Origin of the sequence: Bacillus sp. BS3(2021) (assembly GCF_021043345.1) — a bacterium.
Lineage (GTDB): Bacteria > Bacillota > Bacilli > Bacillales > Bacillaceae > Bacillus > Bacillus paralicheniformis.
This window is the reverse complement of sequence record NZ_JAJNDM010000001.1, coordinates 597,467-618,387: the sequence shown is the minus strand read 5'-3', so window position 1 is coordinate 618,387 and position 20,921 is coordinate 597,467. Positions and strand designations below refer to the sequence as shown.

Sequence of the window (20,921 nt, the reverse complement as noted above, 5' to 3'; positions counted from 1 at the left end):
CACAATATTATTGTCCAAGCATTTGTAATAAGTATGTCGATTGTTCGTTCGCTTTTTGAATCGCTTTTTCCATCGCCGTGAATTTTGTGTAATAGCGATTTTCGACTTGTTTCAGGCGGGCGTTCATTGACGAAATGTCAGATTCAACTGTATTCAAGTTTTTCCCGATTGTAAATTGATTGTTTGTCATTGCTGAATTTCCGGCTTTATCCTCAATCTGCTTTTTCGTATCGGTCAAAACTGTCTGAAGGCGTCTCATGATGCCTTTTTCATTATAGTTTTCAGTGCTGCTCGTTCCCGCCATAAAGAGATTAGCCACACTGTCGGGATCTTCTGCGATCTTTTCTTTCAGTTTTTTTTCATTTATCTCTAAATGACCGCGCTGACTGTAAACGCTCGATGTCGTAATTCCAAACTGAGTGAGCTGCAGCGATTCGCCGTTTACAGAAACATTTGAATAAAAATCAGTACGCATTTGGTTGGTGGCACCGCTTAAAATCGTGTCACCCCTTAACAGTCCGCTTTTCGCTTTTTCTTCCCACAGCTCAATTTGCTTTTCCGTCATATCTTTTTTCTGTTCTTCTGTCAGCGGTGTATAGTCGCGGTATTTCTTTTCCGTGAGCTTGCCGTTGGCCATATCGATCAGTTCATTGTACTGTGTAACAAAATCTTTAATCTTTTCGTATATACCGTCCACATCAGTAGATACATCTATCGAAACGGGGCTGTTTGTCGTATTCTTCAGCTGATATGTCACATTATTAACGGTAAAGTTGTTCGTTGTCTTCTCAATCTGCAATCCGTTGATGACAACTTCGGCATTTTGACCTGCCTGACTGGCTGTCAGCTTGTTGTCTGCGTCAAGCGCAAAACCGAGCTGATTGGACATAAAGCTTGCCGTCGCATCATCAGCTGCCTGGATGCTGCCCCCTGCGCCGGTTGCTTTTGATGTGAAAGCGATCGTTTCTACGTATTCAGAACCGTTATAAATCTTTTCTTTCATAGCGGTTACGCCCAAATTTGATTTATTGACTTTGGAAACGATGTCATCCAGCGTATCCGTGCTGCTGACGCTGATTTCAACTTTTTTTGCAGTCGTTTCTCCAGGAGCTGTCACTTGGAAAGTTAACGTTTGATCGCTCCCTGTATACCCTGAAAGGCTAGAAGTCTTATAGGTGGCGGCGGTTGCCAGCTTGTTGATTTGAATCGTGCCTGATGCCGCATTCGTGGTACCTGTTGCCGTAACAGCCGACTCGTTAGAGCTTATCACCTTTTTCGCGCCGTACGTGCTGGGACGGAGCATAAGGTTGATTGATTCCTGCAAGCCTTTGATTTTCGTATTGATTTCACGATAACTGTCACGCTGCCATTCCAAAGTCTGTTTCTTTTGTGTGAGCTTATCGAGCGGGACGCGCTCCGTTTTCATTAATTTGCTGACAATATCGTCTACATCCATCCCTGAAGCCAAACCTGATATTCTGATCGCCATATCATCTAACACTCCTGTTCTATGTAGTTTTATCGACAATTAATCCCATGAACTCCGCCATCGCCGCATAAAAATCGAGCCACTCTTTTGGCGGGATCTCACGGACGACTTCCTCTGTCCGATTGTCCACGACTTTCACATAATACTCTCCCAGTTTTTCATGAAGCACAAACTGAAGGTGGACTTGCGACGGCTCTAAAAGGTTGTTTGCACCTTGTACGGTTTTCTCAAGCTGAGCAAATGTAAATTCTGCAGCGTCCGTCTGCTGCGGGCGTTCTACAGCTTCAGACTGTTTATTCATCATCTGCGTTTTGTAAGCATCAATAATGGGTTCTAAAGATGACAATCTATTGATCGACAATTTTTACCATCCCCTATGCTATGATCTAAAACTTATATCGGCTAAGGGAGAATGAGATTAAACATCTTTATGGAAAAAAATTATGAGAAAGGCAAAGCGGCTTAAATAAAAAAAGAATCCCTGCAAAGGATTCTTGGACAAATATAAAAAAAGACCTTGGCAAAGGCCAAGATCTTTTTAAAATTAACGAAGCAACTGAAGAACGTTTTGCGGCTGTTGGTTCGCTTGAGCAAGCATCGCTTGAGAAGCTTGAGAAAGAATGTTGTTCTTCGTGAACTCGCTCATTTCTTTCGCCATGTCAACGTCACGGATACGAGACTCAGCAGCTGTTAGGTTTTCACCTGAAGCGCTTAGGTTGTTGATTGTGTGCTCTAGACGGTTTTGAACTGCACCGAGCTTAGCACGTTGTGCAGAGACTTGGTTGATCGCTGAATCAACGATTTTAAGTTGAGTATCAAAACCTACATCTGTTGCATCTGCTGCATTATCAGCAAATTTAGTTACATCGATATCTTTAACTGATTGGTTAGCTAACATAGTTTGACCAGTAGTATCTGCAGGGTCTTTAACTCCTAATGCATCAGTGCTCATTTTTTCAATGTTAACAGAAATTTGTTGCTTTGCGTTAGCACCAATTTGGAAAACTAAAGATTTGTCACCTGCCGCTGGGGCTGTTGGATCTGCCGGTGCTTTGAAAGTACCGTCTAACAATTTCTTACCGTTGAATTCTGTACGGTTTGAAATTCCATCAACCTCTTCTTTTAATGCTTTGATTTCGTCTTGAATAGCTGTTAAGTCCTCAGTTTGTTGTGTACCAGTGTTTCCAGCTTGAACAACTAGTTCACGAACACGTTGAAGGATTGAGTGAGTTTCAGTCAATGCACCTTCAGCTGTTTGGATAAGAGAGATGCCGTCTTGAGCGTTCTTAGAAGCCATTTCTAGACCGCGGATTTGGCCTCTCATTTTTTCAGAGATTGCAAGACCTGCTGCGTCATCTCCAGCACGGTTGATGCGAAGACCAGAAGAAAGCTTCTCCATGTTCTTTTGGCTTGCGCCGTTGTTTGAAGACAGACGGTTCAGCGTGTTAAGCGCTGCAATGTTGTGGTTGATTCTCATTGTATATTTCCTCCTTGAAATGTGTTTGATTGCACGTCCATGTGCATATTTTGGAGCATTCAGGCTGTCCTTCCTGCTACATACTTTATATCGGAGATGCCTTAAAATTGTTTATAGCAAAAATAAAAAAATCCTCACTTTTTTTGTGAGGACAATTTCGCAAGCAAATCGTTTGAGATGGAAGCGGCCCGGCTGTTTTCTTCCTGGATCGCCAAATAGATTTCCTTGCGGTGAATTTCGATATGCTTCGGCGCGTCAATGCCGATTTTCACCTGGTCGCCGTCAACGGATATGATCTTCACTTCGATATCGTCTCCGATTTGAATCGCTTCATTGAGCTTGCGGGATAGAACTAGCATGCTTCCCCTCCTATCGGCTGCTTTGTTTGATAAGAAGAGTCATGCAAAATCACTTGTTTGGCAAGCATTTTTCTGCGGTTTACGACAATCGGCGCCATCAAATTGGCCGTTGATTTCTCGAACGGCTCTTCGATCGTTAAAATCGCCATCACTTCAACGTCTTCGGCAGATTCGATTTCAAGAAGTTCAACCGTCGTTTCATCAAGATCAAAGCCATAATCTTTGAAAAAGACGAACGGACTGGCGACAATGAATGCAAGCTCTTCCGACTGCACCGACTGAAGGACGACAAACGGCGAATCCTCGGACAGCGGCAGAATGACAAATTTCTTTTCGCCTGTAAATCCGGGCAGGCCGTTTTTAAACATGATCGTCTGATCTTCTTGAATTTGTGTTTCTCCGTGATACTTCGTTTTGATGATCATCATTCACGATCCTTTGCTAAATTACTTTTGTTTTGGGTATTCCACATCTATTTTTACCTCCGGATATTGGAGCATGTCAACCTTCACACTGCCTGGCGTATAGTTAACAACCGGTTTATTCGGCGTTGCTTCGATAACAGGCTTACGCAGCGTCGCTTCAATGTTCACTTTAGCAGGTTCATATGCGATCTTCACCCTGTCAAATGACGGCGTAAAATGAACGCCGATTTGAATCGGTTCAGGCTCGCTGATTCGTCTCGCCTGGTCTGCAAGCGGATTGCCTTCGATTTCAATCCGCATCATCTCGTCCCCTTCTTCAGCGGTCCGAGCCATTCCGGCAAGCCAATCCTGATAGCCTTGCTGCGCCCCTTCTTCAATCCTTTTAAAGATATGCTTTCTTTCTAAGTCTTCCCATGCTTTAGTCTGGTCAATCGTGAGCTTCGAAGGGGTAGTTGTCATCTCCAGTTCAGCCGGCGGCTGCTCGATTTTCAAGTCGGCGCGCGGCTGTTCCATTTTCAAATCCGGCGGCGTTGTTGTTAAACCGATGCGGCCCGGGATATTTTGCATGATCAGCCTCGGCATCTCCATTATGATATCCTCCTTTTGCTGAAAAAAAGCAACTCGGATAGAGTCGCTTTTATCTTAAAAAGTCAACCAGTGTCGGCTGAACGATTTTCGCGTTTATAGCAAGTGCAGCTCTGTGAACCGATTGCTGTGTAATAAATTCAGTAATGATTTCTTCAAGCTCAACATCTTCGTTGTCTGACAAAACTTTTGTCGCCGTCTCTTCCTGTTCGCTCAGCCGTGAATTGATCAATTCGAGCCGATTGTAGCGCGCTCCAATATCAGACCGCTCATTGCTCATCTGATTGGAAAACTGGTCAATGTCTGAGAGGGCGTTTTCCATCCCTTCCATTGTTCCCGCTTTTAAGGCGTTCTCGAGAGACTCAATCATTTCAAACACATTTTGTCCGCTGCCTGACTGCCCGCCGAAAGCCGAAATCGGATTTGAGTTTACATTTAAGGTTGCGTTTGGCGAAACATTGATGTTGACGTCAGAGCTGCTTGTATAGTTTTCAAAATTGTATGTGTAAGTACCATCGGCGTTTTTTGTGATCGGAGCGACGTCAGAGTTCGTACCGTTAAAGAGGTAGCGGCCGTTGACCTGCGTATTGGCGATCTGAATCAGCTGGTCTTTCAGCTGGCCGATTTCGACTCCGATCGCATTTAGTTCATCCCCGCCGTTTGTACTGTTTTGAGCCTTAACAGTCAGCTCCCTGATTTTCCCCATGATATCAATGCCTTCTGTAATGTTCGTTTCCGTGTTTTCAAGCCATGTAAAAGCTTGGGAGGCATTGCTTTGATATTGTTTAACCTGGGACAATTGCGTATTGTACTTCAGGCTTTTCATTGCGACGACGGGATCATCGGACGCCTTTGAAATCTTTTTTCCTGACGAAATCTGGGATTGAAGCTTATCCAGCTTTCCATAGCTTGAATTGATGTAGCGCAAAGAGTTTTTTGCGATCATCCCTTGGGTTACCCGCATGAATCTTTACCTACCTTCCCACGACACCCATGCCGTTAATAATTTTATCGAGGACTTCGTCCTGCAGCGTTATCATTCTCGCAGCTGCGTTATAAGCATGCTGGAATTGGATCATGTTCGACATTTCTTCGTCTAATGATACGGCGCTTACAGACTGCCTGTTCAACTCAGCAGTGTTTACAAGCGTTTCTGTATTTTTAGCCAGTCTGTTTGTTTCCTGAGCTTTTACACCCATTTCACCGATGATGCCTGCATAATAGTCTAAAACGGTCGTCGTTTTGTCGCCGATTTGAATTTTCTTGGTGAAGACATTAGCGAGATTTGTCGCGTTGGAGTTGTCGCTCGCTTCACCATTCAGCGATGCAGCGACTTTATCGCCTTTTGAATTCATGATCTCATCGGCTACTTTGATTTTGCCGGCGGCTCCCTTTGCAGGCTCAGCCTCTCCTCCGGTAAATTCAAAAAAGATGCCTCCCGGTTCTCCCGATGAAGTAAACCCGCTTTGATGGACTGCATTAAACTCTTTCGCAAAAGCAAGCGCCAGCGTATCCAGATCTGCGAGCATTTCAGGATACAAACCCTTTTCTTTACCGTTTGACATATATCCGTAAGACTCGATTAAACCGAGCAGCGATCCTTTGCTAGTAAACGAATCGATGCCGATGTCCGTCCCGCCGAGGGAAACACCTGTCACAAGGCCTGTATCGTTGTCGTAATTTACTTTGACAGTTTCAGTCGTAAAGTTTGGTCCGTCAAGAACCTTGCCCAGAGACTGGCCGTTTTCGTCCAGGATTTCGATTGATGCAATGCCTTCAGCGGTTGCAAGTGGGTTGCCGCCAGTCTTCGTATAGCTGACTTTGATATTAACCATTGAAGACAGTTCATCAAGGAGCTGATCACGTTTATCGTACAAATCATTCGGGAGATAGCCGTTCGGCTCGACTTTGGCAATTTGCTCGTTTAAGCTGTTCAGCTGTGACAAAAGCGAGTTGATCGTCATCACATCTTGATCAATCTGGTCGCCTAAATTTGATTGAACGGTTGTCAGCGATTTATACAGAGTGTTAAATGTCTCGGCGACCGCCTGCCCTTTTTGTCCGACGACAGAAGCAGCGCTCGGCTCGTGAGCGTTGTTCGTCAATTCCTGAATGGAATTCCAGAATGAATTCAGAACCTTGTTTAATCCGGTGTCATTCAGTTCATTCATAATCCCTTCCATTTGGTTAAAAGCGTCCACTTTTGCATTGTAATAGCCTGCCTTTGTATTCTGCGTCCGGTATTGATAGTCCAGAAAGCTGTCTCTTACCCGTTCAACCGAACCGACCTCAACGCCTGTACCCATCTGGCCGGCAAGCCCGACAGAGTTTCTTGATACGGACGGATAAGGGGTTGACGCTTTAAATGTGACACGCTGTCTTGAATACCCTTCGGTATTGGCATTGGATATATTGTTCGCTGTCACGCTCAGAGCTGATTGCTGCGCGGACAAGCCTCTTTTGGCGATTTCCAGCCCTAAAAAAGTTGGGTTTGTCATCTTTTTCACTCCGTTCTAAGCTTTTGAGTCGAATAAAGAAAGCCGTTTTGTCCCGCCTGTCTGATTTGACTGCTGCTCTTTTCCATAATTCGAACCGCTTTCTTTCGGAAGGAGCATATCAAATGTAAGCGAGATAAATTGAAGCGACTGAAAAGTCAGCTGCTTATTCAAATCGTTCACATCCTTTAAACGGATGACGAGCTGTGAGAGCTTGGCATACAGCTGTTCCAGCACCTTTTTCTCGCCGCCCGCAGCTCTGCTGATACATGCGCTGATGGTCGCGTCCGAGCTGCCGATACAGCTTTTAGTTGCTTCAATGCGGGACTGCTCCGTTTGTTCAATGGCTTGCACATACTTTTGTTCTTTCGTCACGATTTCTGAAAGTGCCTTTATTTCGTTCGTCTTCAGCGCCTCCGTTTTTTGTTCCGACAGAGACAGCAGATGTTCATGCAGCACGCATAAGCGCTCCAGCTCTTCAATCACCCGTTTCACTGAACTGACTTCCTCCTTTTATTGCTGTTTATAAAAATTAACCATTTTTTCAGCTATGCCTTTGCCGTCCACTTTGTATGTTCCATTCTCCACGGCTGCTTTCAGCTGGGCAATTTTCTCCTGACGCTCCTTCATTAAATCAGGGCCTTTTTGCAGCTCCTTTGCTTTCGCAGAAATCTCAACTTTATCTTCCGGCTGTGCTGCAGCCTGGGAAGAAGCTGTTTGTTTTTCAAATGATTTATGATAAGGATTAACAGGTTGTGTTCCATATTGGTTGATCTTCATGGGATTCCTCTCACTTTCCGCCATAGTTATCTATGATCATACTCATTTTATCGTCTGAGCTTCAAGTTAGTTTAGGGAATCAGTCATTTTTAGGATTAAAGGTATAGTACGTGCCTTTAGAACTATTTCTCTTCTCTTTTTCAAGCTGCTCCAGCTGGTCTAATTGACTCATTTGCGATGCTAAATCTTGATCGCATGACAGGCAATAACGCCCCTCCCGAATAAGTGTGCCGCACCTTTCGCACGGATAGCCGAGATTCGGAAAATTGGAGATTTGAATGCGTTTCTGTCTGATGAACTTCAATATTAACTCTTCTTCGACACCTGTTTTTTCTACGATCTGAAACATTGTAGACTGTCGGTTTTCCTGTTTTTTCAGAAATTTATAAACGGTTTCAAACGCACGTTCTTCTTCTTTCAAGCATGAAACGCAAACGGTTTGAAAACTGCTTTTCATAAACAATGCATTACATCTTGGACAATTCGCCAATTGACTCATAAATTTTGACCCCTATCCTTAAATTCTATCTTTTATATCGGCAGGGAAAAAAAATGATTTAGCTTCGAATTAATGTAAATGATGATACAGATTTTGCCTCACCGGATGTCATCAGACAATCAGCGCCATGATGAAGGGTCGCCCCTGTCGTATACAAGTCGTCGATCAATATGATATCCAGATTCTTTACCGATCCCTTTTCGGTTCTAAAAACCGTTTTGGGCTTGATCCGTTCTTTTCTGCTTTTTTTGGATTGTTTTTCATTTTCGATTCTGATCAAAGGATGCATAACGGGTTTTTTTAATAAGGAAGCAAGCCTCTCCGCCTGATTGAATCCCCGCTCCGCTTTACGTTCTTCACTGAGTGGTATCGGAACTAAAACAGCTGGAGTGTGGCGGTAATATTGGTGGAAAGCATTGATAAATGAAGGAGCAAAAGCGAAGACCAGTTCAGCATCACCTCTGAACTTAAAACGGGCAAGGACTTCTTTCATGAAGGTATTGTAGATATAGACAGAGCGGTTTTGCCTCAAAAGAGAGCGGGTTAACGGATCAGCTTCCCATTTTAGGCAGTCACCGCAAAGTTCTTCGCTCTCTTGGGGGCGCCCGCACTTAGGGCACACCGTTCTTCCTTCGATCCTGATAAAATTGTCTTTACATGCCCTGCATATTTTCTCTTCTGATCGTAAAAAGAATAAAGCGCGCCATGAAAGAGAATGTAAAAGAGGCGCTTCACAAATTAAACAATGCAGTTCATTTCCTCCCTTTTCGATTGCTTTCGCAAAGCGGGTTGTCATTCACCTTTCTGGCAGCTTCAGCCAAGGTGACGAGCATTGATGTATTTTTTTGTTTGTCAACGAGCTCTGCTTTTATGTAAGTCAGCTTCGACTCATCTGTTACATATTGCGGTTTTACTGCATTTAAAGCCAAGGCGAGCACATCCTCTCTGCACCTGCTGCACTTACAGCTCATGTGCAGCTGTTCGATATACTGATCAAACAACTCTTCCAAAACAGCCTCTTTAGCATTGACTAGCATCCGGCACCGCTCCTCATTTTATATTCATAGGTATACTTTACCATGAATATCAGACTAGTCAATCAACATTTCCTTTTTAGACAGTTTATTCATATATTGAATATGACGTCGTGCCGCATTCATCGACTTTGTCCTGCCGTGATGAAAGAAACAGACGTCTCCATCTGTGTGCTCGGGATGCCTGCCGGCTCTGCCGGCCATTTGGACAAGAGCGCTTTCCGAAAAAACAGCCGACTCTGCCCCCAATACTCCAACCTGTGCTTTTTTGACGGTTACACCTCTTTCCAAAATCGTTGTCGTCACGAGCACCTCAAGCTTACTTTTCCTAAACCGGTTCACTTTTTCATTTCTCTCAGGGTCTTCGGCATAGACTCCTTCTGCGCGAAATGTTTCCTTTTTCAGCAGACTGACCACGGTTTTAAGAACAGGGATAGAGGGAACAAACAGAAAAACCGGATGCTGCAGTTCCTGGTGCTTAAAAAGCCATTTTTTGAGGCGAAAAGGAACTTTTCTTCGTTTCAAACCCCTTTCCCAATTTCCGCACCAAATCAATGTAGGTTCAGGCAGCGGGCTGCGGTGGAATCTTGCGGGAATACGGACGGTGTGCAGCTTTCCGCTCTCAGCCCTTTTCTTCATATCTCTAGAAGGCGTGGCGGTTAAATAGATATGTGCGCTTTGCCGTTTTGCCGATTTTTTAACAGCGTATTGCAGCGTATTATCAATAGAATACGGAAAAGCATCCACTTCATCTAAGATGATCACGTCAAATGCTTCTTTATAGCGGAGCAGCTGGTGGGTAGTTGAAATGACAAGCGGCGAGAGAGTTCCAACGTCTGGGCTCCCTCCGTATAAAGCGGCGATTTCCACCCCGGGAAAGGCGTGGCGAAACCGCGGTTCAAGCTCAAGCACAACGTCTGTTCTCGGAGTGGCGATACATACTCTCAAACCGTTGTTCAGCGCGAATTCGATCCCTTGAAAAAGAAGTTCCGTTTTTCCCGATCCGCAAACCGCCCAGATCAACAGCTCTTCTTTCCTGCGTATAGCATCGATAATAGATTTTGCCGCTTTTTCCTGACCGGCTGAAAGTACGCCTTTCCACTCCGTGTAAACAGGCGCCCATTCATGTCTGCCATGTCCACGCCAAGTCAACAGAGACGTACACTCGCTCACCCTGCCCATCATGACACAGGCTCGGCAGTACACGCAGCATTTATTGCACCTATAGCAAGGATATCGAGCGAAACAGAAGCGCTCGTGCTGGCCGCACCTCAAGCAAACAAAGCCTCTCTTCGTTTTTTTAATGCCTTCCTCCGTTTTTATCAGGCCTTCTTGGATATGCCAATCAATGACAGGTTCCGGAAAAGGAAGTTCGCTTTTCAGAAGGTGGCGCTGCTCCAAACATGACCGCAATTCACAGGAATAGGATGCCGGATGTTCGATGTGAATCACCTCCAATCTGCCATTCAGTATCTATCATCCATGTTTTCTTGTAAAACAGTCAAAATCTAAAAATCTCCCTCCAAAACCGTAGAAAAAGAAAAAATCTCCGTTTTGCAAAACGGAGATTGGCTTTTATACTGTATACCAGGCGATACCCATTGCTCCTTCACCAAGGTGGGTGCCGATCACAGGCCCGAAATAGCTTTTATAAAATTCGACATGTGCGTATTGCTGCGACAATTCTTCGATTATTTGATCGGCTTCTTCTTCACGGTTGGCATGAATCACAACCGCTCTCAACGGCTTTCCTTTTTCGGCATCTTCGCCAAAAAGCTCAAATAAACGGTTCATCGCTTTTTTTCTCGTCCGGATTTTTTCGAAGGGAACGATCAGCTTGTTCTCAAAATGCAAAATCGGCTTTACTTTTAAAAGGCTTCCGACAAAAGCCTGGGCGCCGCTCAGGCGTCCTCCCCTTTGCAAATGCGAAAGGTCGTCAACCATAAAATAAGCCCTCATTGAGGTTTTCATATGATCCAAGTGGCGAATGATTTCTTCCGGAGCCGCTCCTTTTTCCGCCATCTCAGCCGCTTCGATCGCATAAAAACCTTGAGCCATGCAGCTGATTTCTGAATCAAACGGATACACTTTAATTCCTTCAAGCATACCGCGTGCTGATACAGCGCTGTTGAATGTTCCGCTGATGCCGCTGGAAAGGTGGATGCTGATGACCGCATCATATGTTTCCCCGAGTTTTTCATAGAGAGAAATCAGCTCGCCGTATGCGGGCTGGGAAGTCGTCGGGAGATTTTCGTGAGCTTTTACTTCTTTGTAATAGTCCTTCCAGCTCATATCGATTTCTTCCCTGTATGAAGTCTCTCCAAAGATCACATTGAGAGGTATCATATAAATATTGTAGCGCTCACGCAGGTCTTTAGGTATATATGCCGTACTGTCTGTTACTACTGCTGTTTTCATGAAATAAACCTTCCTTATGAAAGATACTCTTTTCTATTCTAAAAGAAAAAGCAGCTTTTTTCATTATAAAGTTTGATTTTCTGCTAAAAGAAAAGACCTGCCTTATGGCAAGTCCACCTTTATCTCATTTCTACCCAGCCATTTTTAATGGCTACAACGACAGCCTGCGTTCTGTCGTTTACATTCATTTTTTGAAGGATGTTGCTGACATGGTTTTTAACCGTTTTTTCACTGATAAATAATGATTCGCCGATTCCGCGGTTGCTTTTTCCGTCCGCCAGCATCTGCAGAACCTCGCATTCCCTTCTGGTAAGAATGTGAAGAGGTCTCCGGATTTCCGGATACACTTCATGTTGAGCGTGAGATGATACACCGCTTGTTGCAAGACGGCGGAATTCATTCACAAGATTATGAGTAACCTTAGGATGCAGATAAGATCCGCCTTCAGCCACAACTTTCACGGCTTCGATCAGCGTGTCGGCATCCATTTCTTTCAGCAGATAGCCGCGGGCTCCTGTTTTTAATGCATGTGTAACATAGTTTTCATCGTCATGGATAGATAAAATAATAACCTTTGATTCCGGATACAAGTCGACCAGTTGTTTTGTCGCTTCTACGCCGTTTACATTCGGCATATTAATATCCATGATTACCACATCAGGATGGTAGTGCTCGACAATGCGAGCCGCTTCATCTCCGTCGTCTCCTTCGGCCACTACCTCAAAGGTAGGTTCGAAATCCAAAATCCGTTTGACACCTTCACGGAATAACTGATGATCGTCAATAATTACAATATTTACTTTAGTCACAAGCTACGCCTCCCCATTCTCATTGTTAAACACACCGCTTTTATGGTCAATATGTCTTTTGTCTCTATTTTACAATTATCTTTACAAAGACAGCGGAACTTTAATCAAAATAAATGTCCCAAGACCTATTTTCGAATCGATTGTCATTGAACCTTCGAGCAAATCGACTCTTTCTTTCATACCTAGCAGACCGAAAGATTTGTTCTTCTTGCCTTTAACTTCTTTTAAGTCAAAGCCGTTTCCATTGTCTTTGATAATCAACGTCACAAAATCTTTTGTCACTTCTACTTTAACATGAATCTCAGTTGATTCGGAGTGTTTTAAGGCGTTTGTCACTGCTTCCTGTGCAAGCCGGAAAAGTGCAACCTCAAACCGCGGTGCTATTCTTCTATCTTCGGATTCACCGATGCATTGGAAATGGATCTTTGCTTTTCCATGATAATCTTCGATCGTGTTCAAGTATTTTCTGAGCGTCGGTATCAATCCCAAATCATCTAAAGCCATCGGTCTTAAATCATAAATGATTCTTCTGACTTCATAAAGAGCATTTCTGACGTTTTGCCGGAGGTTTCTAATTTCCTGAAAGCCTTCTTCTGTTCCTTTGTCTCTGAAGATGCGTTCGATCAGCTCAGATCTCATCATGACGTTGGCCAGCATTTGCGCAGGGCCGTCGTGGATTTCCCTTGAGACCCTTTTTCTTTCTTCCTCTTGGGCTTCGATGATCCGCAGTCCGAAATCCTGTTTGGCCTGCGCATCTTCTAGGAGAACGCCAACCTGGCGCAGATCCTGATTTAAATAGTTTAAGACGACGGTAATCTGGCTGACAAGCCCTTCTGAACGCTCGATGATTTCCTGAAGCCCCAAAAGGCGCCGTTCCAGATCATCACGCTTCTCTCTCAGCTGCTTTTCACGCTGCTGGATCATCGTCAGTTCAACCTGCAGTTTGTGGGCTTTTTCATAAGCTTCGCGAATCTCTTCTTCACTGAATTTATGAAAGTTTCTGCTGACCTCAGACAAGCGGTTTCGCGCATGGCGGGCATGCACTTCCAGCCTGTCTCCAAGATCGATGACTTCGTTGACCTGCTGTTTAATCTGCTTCAGCTCTTCTACCAAGCCTTCATATTGCTGACGGGACTGCTCTCCGATTTGAAAGACCTCATCCTTGCTCCCATCAACCGTTTTTAACATCTTCATAATGATTGAATCTAAAACTTTGGAGTCCATTTTGGAAACACTCACCCATTTTCCCTCCGTAACAGCATTGTCATTTACTTTTATCATAAATTTCATTGAACTGAAATTCGTGTCGAATTATAATGAAAGAATGCGTATTCTGGTTTTTTGGTCTTTTTATGGTTACCGATCCATTTCTATTTAATCATAACAAAATACGCGCCAAAATTCTAAGTCTGTTCGATTTTTAGGAGAACAGCCGCATGGCTTGTCAGGAGGTAAGCAGGCATGCTGCAAAGTTATCTCACTGTTGCAGGTGAAGGGACCCATGAAATCGTGATTGAAAAATCCCGGTTTATATGTCACTTAAGCCGCGTCAGTACTGAAGAAGAAGCACAGAACTTTATCAATCACATAAAAAAGCAGCATTGGAATGCGACGCATAATTGCTCGGCTTACGTCATAGGAGAAAATGATCAAATTCAAAAAGCGAATGATGACGGAGAACCGAGCGGGACAGCTGGAGTTCCGATGCTTGAAGTTTTGAAGAAACGCAACCTTAAAGATACGTGCGCCGTTGTGACGAGGTATTTCGGCGGTATTAAACTCGGCGCTGGAGGGCTGATACGGGCTTATGGAAAATCCGTGTCAGAGGGGCTGAACCATGTCGGCGTTGTCGAACGAAAGCTGATGCGGGTGATGCACACGACAGTGAACTATACATGGCTCGGCAAGCTTGAAAACGAGCTTCGCGAGTCCCCTTATCAAATAAAAGACATTCATTATGCCGACGATGTCGAATTTGAAACGTATGTGAAGGAAAGTGAAAAACAGGCATTTACGGAATGGATAACCGAATTAACAAATGGCAAGAGTGAGAATAGAGAAGGCATTCAAGTTTATTTGGAAGAAGCTTTTAACAATTAAAGGAGAATTATTATATGGCTGAGCGTATTAAAGTGAAAGTGCGAAAAAAAAAGAATAAAAAGAGAAAGCTGATTAAACGGTTTATAGTCCTTATGCTGCTCGCACTTCTCGTAGTCGGCGGAGTGGGCATATATAAAATTATTAACACGATTTCCGCTGCTGACGGCACTTATGATGAGCTTGAGCGCGGAGAGAAGTCAAAGCTCAGGGACGATGTCGTTAATATTCAAAAAAAGCCGTTTTCGATTCTTTTTATGGGTGTTGAAGATTATTCGACAAACGGCGAGCACGGACGGACGGATTCCCTGATTGTCGTGACGCTCGATCCTAAAAAGAAGTCGATGAAAATGCTGAGCATTCCGAGGGACACAAGGGTGCATTTGGCCAGTGACACAACCGGCACAAAAACAAAAATAAATGCGGCCTATGCAAAAGGCGGCAAGGATGAAACAATCGAGACGGTAGAGGACTTCCTCGGAATCCCGATCGATTACTATGCCACAGTCGATTTTGACGGGTTCAAAGATGTCATCGATGAAATCGGCGGAATCGATATTGACGTCCCGTTTGATTTCAGCGAAAAAAGCGATGTCTCCAAATCCAAGAGAATCTATTTTAAAAAAGGGAACATGCATCTAAATGGAGAGGAAGCTCTTGCCTACGCAAGGATGAGAAAACAGGATAAGCGGGGAGACTTCGGGAGAAACGACAGACAAAAGCAAATCTTAAAAGCCGTTCTTGATCAAATCTCAAAACCGCAAAACCTCGCTAAAATTGATAAAATAGCCCAAAAAGCAAGCAAAAACATTCAGACAAACTTCAAAATCACACAGGCTCTGGCGCTTCAGCAAATCTACAGCGGCTTTGCTGGTGATGATATAAAAACATTAAACATCACAGGAAAAGATCTTACGATCGCTGATGTTTACTACTTTGAGCCTGACCAGCAAAACCTTGCAAACGTGCAAAATGAATTGACCCATCACTTGTATCCGGACTCAACCGCTGATTCAAGCGGAACATCGTCTGAATCTTCCGCAACCGCTGACGGGACAGACAGCTCAGCTGAATCGTCTGCTGCTTCTTCTTAATGAAAAAACCTCTTGAAAACTGATGACAGTTTCCAAGAGGTTTTTTAGTTATTAAAATTATTTCTTATATTTATTGACTTCAAACATCAAAATATTATTAAAGACGACATAATCCTTTTTGCTCTCAAATGGTCCTTTATTATTATCATGTTCATCAATTTCATAAAAACCTGGACCCTCACCGGCATCTCTCTGCTTGTACCAACTCAAAAAAGCATTCACTTCTTTTATTGAAAGCTGATACTCCTTTTGAAGGCCGTTTACCATCGTAATAACAAGCAGCGCGTCTCCTTCTTCTGATTGGTCTTTGTCATCTGTTTTGCCTTGGTTGTCGTCATTCGGATTCTTTGAATCTAGTGACAGCATTTCAACAGACCTAAATTTAGAAGAATGCAACGAATTAAGGTTTACACTTTCACTTCCACCTATTGCATATAAATCCTTTCCAACAGCAACTGTTGCTGCACCTGCCCGTTTATATTGAAGATTTTGAATTTCCTCTACTGTATCACTTTTTGGATCATATACTTGGACTTTAGAAGTAACAGAATTTTTGCCTATAGCTCCGCCTGCAATATAAATTTTGTTACCAACCACTGCAGCTGATACATATGTAGCCAGACTTTTTAAGTTACTCTTCTTAACCCAATTGTCTGTTTTTGGATCATATTCATAGATAAATCCTGAAATAAGTGAACCACCACTGTTATGCGTTCCCCCACCTATATAATATATTTTTCCGTTGACAGTAGCAGCTGCTGCACCTGAATTATTTCTAGGTTGACGATATTTTGTGTCCCACTTCTTCGTTGCTGTGTTATATGCAAAATGCGTTGGCATACTTGGCCCTTGTTGAGTAAATAAGTGAATCGTATTATCTATAACAGCCGCTGAAGATAAATAACTTTTTACTGGGGCATCAACCCCCCTTTCCCAAGTGTCAGTTTTATAATCATAAATTTCAACTTTTTCAGTGTTTGCATAATTGCTGGTATTAAATGTATTACCACCAATCACATATATTTTATGATCCACAACTGCCACTGCAGCACCTGCTCTTTTGGTAGGCATATCCGTTTTTTGCGTCCACTCATTTGTTTTAGGATCATAAACATATGTTGTGTTAGTCGCTATATTTTCAGATCCGAATCCTCCAATCACATAAATCTTTCCATCAACAACAGCAGTAGCCGCGGCGCTTCTGACCTCCGGTAAATCAGCTTTACTTACCCAGCTCTTCCCGCTGTTTTCCTCTGCTGACGCACTTCCAAACGGCGACAAAACAGCTGAAAACAAAATTACAAACATAAAGAACAGCTTTTTCACAAAAAACACTCCTTATAATAAAATATTCCTCCATTTCCTTTATCGTCTAATCAGATGGATATTTAACATTAGCTTGTATTTAAAAGACAAAAAGACCTGATTTCAAAAATGAATGAAATCAGGTCTTTTCTCAATTCCTCTTCACCATCCGCCTGTAAAACTTCGTAAAGGGCTTGTACTGCTCATTTACAAGGCCTGTCACCTCTGCGATGATCTGCATGAACAGAATTAAGCCGAAGATGATGAAGATGGACACCCAGAGCGTCGCGGTTTTTAAAAGAATGGCGCTCAGGCTGAAGACGACGCCGATTAAATAAATGACGATGACGGCTTTCCGATGGGACAGGCCAAAGGCCATCAGCCTGTGGTGAATATGCGATTTGTCGGGCGCCGAAATCGGCTGTTTGTTTAAAATACGCCTGATGATCGCGAATGTCGTGTCAAATATCGGCACTCCTAATATAATGATTGGAATGACGACGCTGAACAGGGTCACGCTTTTATACAGTCCGAGCAGCGACAGAACCGAGATCACATAGCCCAAGAAGAGCGAGCCCGTGTCTCCCATAAAAATTTTCGCCGGGTGGAAGTTATAGAACAGAAAGCCGATCGTGCTTCCGATGACAACCAGCGACAGAGAGAAGATCAAGATTTTATCGGCAGAAAAAGCCATGACGGCAATCGTCGAAAGGCCGATGACGGATATACCCGCAGCCAGTCCGTCCAATCCGTCGATTAAGTTGATGGCATTGGTGATCCCGACGATCCATAAAATCGTCAGAGGGTATGCGAGCCACCCCAAATCAAAGCGAAGATCCCAAAATGGAATCGATAAAAATTCCATTTTTAAGCCTGTACTGACGATGATGCAGGCTACTAATATTTGAACGATAAATTTAATTCTCGCGCTTAAATTGTGTTTGTCATCTACAATGCCCAAAATGACAATCATAAAAGCACCGAGTGTAATTGCTGTTATTCTGTTTTCATAAAGGCCGCCGGCAAGCGAACCGGTCAATACTCCTATAAAAATGGCTAAACCGCCCATTCTCGGCATTACTTTATCATGTATCTTTCGTTTATCCGGCTGATCCACGACCCCGGATTTGATTGCTAGACGTTTGACAAGCGGAGTAATAATTAAAACAGTAATGAGAGAGACAAAAAACGCAAGTACAGTGCGTTCATAAGACATAAGGAAGTCTCCTTTTTAAATGAAGTCTGGTCGTATTAAAGATCATACCTTTTCATTATACAATTTCATTATTTATTATAACAAGCTCCAGCCAAAAGAAACATCATGAATTAATATCCCCCGCCGCAAATTATGCATCTTTATTCAAGTTCAATTTATCAAGCATCGATAAAAATAAATGATGCCAGTCTCTTTCATGTGCGATCTTTCTGCGCAGTTCCACATGGGAGACATCTTCATGCGCAAGCTCCAGCTCTTCACACAGCGCTGTAAATTCAACGGGGTCGTTTCCTGTTAGATGACGGTAAACGTGTTCCTGTTCAACCTTTTTTGTTGAAGGAAGGTTCATACCGGCGACAGGCTTTCCGGCAGCCAAAAATTCAAACAGCTTTAAAGGGAATACCGCATTATTATATGGCGACGGTTTATACGGCATGATCCCGATATCCACTACATTCATATAAGCCGGTACTTCCGACGGCGCAGCGGGCCCCGTCCAAATGACATTTTCTTCTTCAAGAAGCGCTTTAAAATCTTCATCTCCGTTTGTCCCGTCAGGACCGACAAATAAAAACGTCCACTCTTTTTTGGTTTTGGCAGCTTCTTTGATGAGCTTAAAATCGAGCTTCGGCTTAATTCCGCCGATAAAGCCGAGGACGGTGCCTTCCCTTCCGTTCAATACATCGGCTTTTTGCTTATTTTTCGCAAACAAGCTGTATTCCACACCATTTTCGATTGTAAAAACCGGCTTTGTCTCTCCTTGAAGCCGGTCTGCTACGTTTTGGTGCAAATATTCAGAAGTGCAAAAAATCGTATCAGCAGCTTTAATGATTCTGCCTTCAGCTTCAAAAATAACCTTTTGCCTGAATCCTGAGACAAGGCTTTGGCTTCCGCTGATCGGCGCCGCCCACAGGTCACTGCAGTCATAGATGACCTGATCCCACTGATAAAGTGATGACAGCAGCGGAAAACCGGGGAATGTGTACCATAAGCACACCTTTTCCCCCTGAACGTCTTCTTTCAGCCGGTCAAGCAGCGGCTTCAGCTTGCTTTTATAAAAAACATCCTTGTAGCGGGCAAACCTGAATATTTTCTTTTTCAAAAAATCTTTGACTGCAAATTGCTTGATTCCGTTGTCAAGCAATGTAAATGTCTCGCGGGAAGGATTTTCAGACGGACAGACCCAAATGACTTCCTTCGTCTCCTGGCGGCCAGCCAAAAACTCAGCAAGGCGGTGCCTTCTGTACCTTAGCTGATCCTGTCCCCATTCACCTGTCGCTACTATGACGTGTATGACTTGATCTGCTTTCACTTTCAATCACCTTTTCTGTCAATGCCGTTATAATCTTTTCATGACTGCGTTCTTAGCGTAATGGAAAAAGCACCATGTCGCTTTCATCAAGTGAAGGCGTTCGATTTCCCTGTACACATACCAGGTTTTTCGCGCCGCCTTCCACTTGTTTCTGGAGATCGATGTTTCAACGATGCGGTATTCGGCGAGGGGTTCGTGCAGGCCGAATGCCTTGAATCCTCGCTTTAATACGGACAGCCATGTCGCCAAATCCTGACGGGTTCTGATATTCGGCATCCGGATATCACCCGTTTGCTCTCTGTCAATCATTACCGTCAAACAGCCGATAATCGTATTTTTTAATACATCATCATATGTAAGGCTGACGGGTGCATGAATGGTTTTATGAAGCGGTTCGCCGTCTTGGCTGATCAGCTCGTATGCCGTAAATGTGAAAGCGTGCTGATGCTTCCTCATAAAGGCAAGCTGCTTATCCAGCTTTTCTGCTTTCCACACATCATCGCTGTCCAAAAAGGCGACATAGCGCCCTTCGGCTTTGCTGAGCGCTGCATTTCGAGCCGCTGCAGCGCCTTGATTTTCTTTCAGAAAAATGGCATGGATCCGTTCATCATCTTCTTCATAGCGCTTCAAAATGTCTCTTGTCCCATCTGTTGAGCAATCATCGGCAATGATCATTTCCCAGTCGGAAAACGTCTGATTTAAGACGGACTGAATGGTTTTTTCGATAAATTCCTCCGCGTTATAGGAAGGCGTAATGACAGAGATTAAAGGTTTTTGCCTCGTCATGGTCCTGATCCACATCCCCAATTAAAAATTTAACGTTCTCTGAATACTTCCGGAACGACAATGATAAAAAACGACAGCGCTAAACCGATCAGTACGCCTAATACCGCTCTTTTTTTAGGCGACATGCCGGCAGCCTGGTTATCCAGCACGATCAAGGGCTCAATTTCTTCAGCAGCCTTCATATCAAGCTTGCTTGTTTCAAGTTCATACAAAAACCGCTGTTTATCAACTTTGGAATCAGCGCTGACTGTTTCGCCTTCAAGCGCCTTTATATTCTTTTCGATGACTTCTTCCCTTTTTGAAAACAGCGCCTTATCGCCTTTCATATAGGCATCTTTAACTTTTCCTAAAGTATCCAATGTTTTCTGTTTGTCAGGCCCTGTATAACTTAAGTTAAAAAGTGAATCCGTTCTGATTTCAATCGCCAGATCGTCTTTCAACTGCGCCAGATCCTCTTCCGGCATATCCGGGAAAATGTCCTTTAAAAAGGCTTCGTTTTTCAACAGCAGCGGCACCTGCTTTGCATTGTTGTACTTCGCTTCTCCATAGTTCCCGGTTGATATCGTTACAGTAGCCGTGTAATCGGACGGAGCAACGTTCCCCTTCGGCATAAAATAGCCGACAAGACCAAGAATAAGAGGAAGCGCAATAATCGCCACAATAAACTTTTTCACTCTACCAGCAATACGTTTGATTAAATTCATCACATGAATTTCTCCCTGTTTTTAAATTCGATTTTCA

At 43.6% G+C, this 20,921-nt stretch carries 24 protein-coding genes; 2 read left to right on the top strand and 22 right to left on the bottom strand.

Annotated features, from left to right (window positions below; translation table 11 throughout):
• Positions 1 to 7: 7 nt before the first annotated feature.
• The 17 genes from LQ247_RS02985 to LQ247_RS02905 all read right to left on the bottom strand — a co-directional run bounded on the left by LQ247_RS02985 (position 8) and on the right by LQ247_RS02905 (position 13,609).
• Positions 8 to 1,489 (bottom strand): flagellar hook-associated protein 2, encoded by a 1,482-nt coding sequence (locus LQ247_RS02985; RefSeq protein WP_023856382.1) that lies wholly within the window; start codon positions 1,487 to 1,489, stop codon positions 8 to 10.
• 19 nt (positions 1,490 to 1,508) lie between these two features.
• Positions 1,509 to 1,850 (bottom strand): flagellar protein FlaG, encoded by a 342-nt coding sequence (gene flaG / locus LQ247_RS02980; protein WP_023856383.1) that lies wholly within the window; start codon positions 1,848 to 1,850, stop codon positions 1,509 to 1,511.
• A 183-nt stretch (positions 1,851 to 2,033) separates the two neighbouring features.
• Entirely contained in the window at positions 2,034 to 2,966 is a 933-nt protein-coding gene (hag, locus tag LQ247_RS02975; RefSeq protein WP_231005555.1) for a flagellin Hag, read from the bottom strand.
• Positions 2,967 to 3,100: 134 nt separating this feature from the next.
• On the bottom strand, positions 3,101 to 3,325 hold the full coding sequence (csrA, locus tag LQ247_RS02970; RefSeq protein ID WP_003185697.1) for a carbon storage regulator CsrA: 225 nt from the start codon (positions 3,323 to 3,325) through the stop codon (positions 3,101 to 3,103).
• Complete coding sequence (gene fliW / locus LQ247_RS02965) at positions 3,319 to 3,750, bottom strand: flagellar assembly protein FliW (protein WP_023856387.1); 432 nt, start codon at positions 3,748 to 3,750, stop codon at positions 3,319 to 3,321. The genes csrA and fliW overlap by 7 nt, the downstream gene beginning before the upstream one ends.
• 21 nt (positions 3,751 to 3,771) lie before the next feature.
• A complete protein-coding gene (locus LQ247_RS02960) occupies positions 3,772 to 4,338 on the bottom strand; it encodes a DUF6470 family protein (protein WP_231005553.1) in 567 nt (188 codons plus the stop codon).
• 49 nt (positions 4,339 to 4,387) lie between these two features.
• Positions 4,388 to 5,299, bottom strand: coding sequence for a flagellar hook-associated protein FlgL (gene flgL, locus LQ247_RS02955; RefSeq protein ID WP_231005551.1), 912 nt, complete (start codon positions 5,297 to 5,299; stop codon positions 4,388 to 4,390).
• Between the two features lie 10 nt (positions 5,300 to 5,309).
• Positions 5,310 to 6,833 (bottom strand): flagellar hook-associated protein FlgK, encoded by a 1,524-nt coding sequence (flgK, locus tag LQ247_RS02950; protein WP_149169325.1) that lies wholly within the window; start codon positions 6,831 to 6,833, stop codon positions 5,310 to 5,312.
• Positions 6,834 to 6,848: 15 nt separating this feature from the next.
• Positions 6,849 to 7,325: a flagellar protein FlgN gene (locus LQ247_RS02945; RefSeq protein WP_023856391.1), complete on the bottom strand. Its 477-nt coding sequence runs from the start codon at positions 7,323 to 7,325 to the stop codon at positions 6,849 to 6,851.
• Positions 7,326 to 7,343: 18 nt separating this feature from the next.
• Positions 7,344 to 7,610 (bottom strand): flagellar biosynthesis anti-sigma factor FlgM, encoded by a 267-nt coding sequence (gene flgM, locus LQ247_RS02940; protein ID WP_020453113.1) that lies wholly within the window; start codon positions 7,608 to 7,610, stop codon positions 7,344 to 7,346.
• Positions 7,611 to 7,689: 79 nt separating this feature from the next.
• Positions 7,690 to 8,109 carry a TIGR03826 family flagellar region protein gene (locus tag LQ247_RS02935; RefSeq protein WP_020453114.1) on the bottom strand — a complete coding sequence of 140 codons (420 nt, stop codon included), beginning with the start codon at positions 8,107 to 8,109 and terminating at the stop codon, positions 7,690 to 7,692.
• 58 nt (positions 8,110 to 8,167) lie between these two features.
• On the bottom strand, positions 8,168 to 8,905 hold the full coding sequence (locus LQ247_RS02930) for a double zinc ribbon domain-containing protein (protein ID WP_101561407.1): 738 nt from the start codon (positions 8,903 to 8,905) through the stop codon (positions 8,168 to 8,170).
• On the bottom strand, positions 8,862 to 9,146 hold the full coding sequence (locus tag LQ247_RS02925) for a late competence development ComFB family protein (RefSeq protein ID WP_020453116.1): 285 nt from the start codon (positions 9,144 to 9,146) through the stop codon (positions 8,862 to 8,864). Before LQ247_RS02925 ends, LQ247_RS02930 begins: the two co-directional genes overlap by 44 nt.
• Positions 9,147 to 9,200: 54 nt before the next feature.
• Entirely contained in the window at positions 9,201 to 10,595 is a 1,395-nt protein-coding gene (locus LQ247_RS02920; protein ID WP_144497830.1) for a DEAD/DEAH box helicase, read from the bottom strand.
• A gap of 123 nt (positions 10,596 to 10,718) precedes the next feature.
• Entirely contained in the window at positions 10,719 to 11,561 is an 843-nt protein-coding gene (locus LQ247_RS02915; protein ID WP_020453118.1) for a DegV family protein, read from the bottom strand.
• 119 nt (positions 11,562 to 11,680) lie between these two features.
• Entirely contained in the window at positions 11,681 to 12,370 is a 690-nt protein-coding gene (gene degU, locus LQ247_RS02910; protein WP_003185730.1) for a two-component system response regulator DegU, read from the bottom strand.
• Positions 12,371 to 12,451: 81 nt separating this feature from the next.
• Positions 12,452 to 13,609, bottom strand: a complete 1,158-nt coding sequence (locus LQ247_RS02905; RefSeq protein ID WP_020453119.1) for a sensor histidine kinase — start codon at positions 13,607 to 13,609, stop codon at positions 12,452 to 12,454.
• 222 nt (positions 13,610 to 13,831) lie between these two features.
• Here LQ247_RS02905 and LQ247_RS02900 point away from each other — a divergent pair, with 222 nt between their 5' ends.
• Positions 13,832 to 14,470, top strand: a complete 639-nt coding sequence (locus tag LQ247_RS02900) for a YigZ family protein (RefSeq protein ID WP_023856394.1) — start codon at positions 13,832 to 13,834, stop codon at positions 14,468 to 14,470.
• 14 nt (positions 14,471 to 14,484) lie between these two features.
• The gene (locus LQ247_RS02895) at positions 14,485 to 15,561 is read left to right on the top strand and encodes an LCP family protein (RefSeq protein WP_144497831.1); all 1,077 of its coding nucleotides are present in this window, start codon (positions 14,485 to 14,487) and stop codon (positions 15,559 to 15,561) included.
• A gap of 57 nt (positions 15,562 to 15,618) precedes the next feature.
• On the opposite strand, the gene LQ247_RS02890 is transcribed toward LQ247_RS02895, so the two are convergent.
• The 5 genes from LQ247_RS02890 to tuaF form a co-directional block, all read right to left on the bottom strand.
• Positions 15,619 to 16,887 (bottom strand): Kelch repeat-containing protein, encoded by a 1,269-nt coding sequence (locus LQ247_RS02890; protein ID WP_231005549.1) that lies wholly within the window; start codon positions 16,885 to 16,887, stop codon positions 15,619 to 15,621.
• 130 nt (positions 16,888 to 17,017) lie between these two features.
• A complete protein-coding gene (locus LQ247_RS02885) occupies positions 17,018 to 18,082 on the bottom strand; it encodes a glycosyltransferase family 4 protein (protein ID WP_095292064.1) in 1,065 nt (354 codons plus the stop codon).
• Positions 18,083 to 18,212: 130 nt separating this feature from the next.
• Positions 18,213 to 19,400: a teichuronic acid biosynthesis protein TuaH gene (gene tuaH / locus LQ247_RS02880; protein ID WP_231005547.1), complete on the bottom strand. Its 1,188-nt coding sequence runs from the start codon at positions 19,398 to 19,400 to the stop codon at positions 18,213 to 18,215.
• Positions 19,401 to 19,421: 21 nt separating this feature from the next.
• Positions 19,422 to 20,180, bottom strand: a complete 759-nt coding sequence (gene tuaG / locus LQ247_RS02875) for a teichuronic acid biosynthesis protein TuaG (RefSeq protein WP_186439810.1) — start codon at positions 20,178 to 20,180, stop codon at positions 19,422 to 19,424.
• Positions 20,181 to 20,209: 29 nt separating this feature from the next.
• Complete coding sequence (gene tuaF, locus LQ247_RS02870; RefSeq protein ID WP_231005545.1) at positions 20,210 to 20,884, bottom strand: teichuronic acid biosynthesis protein TuaF; 675 nt, start codon at positions 20,882 to 20,884, stop codon at positions 20,210 to 20,212.
• Positions 20,885 to 20,921: the final 37 nt, after the last annotated feature.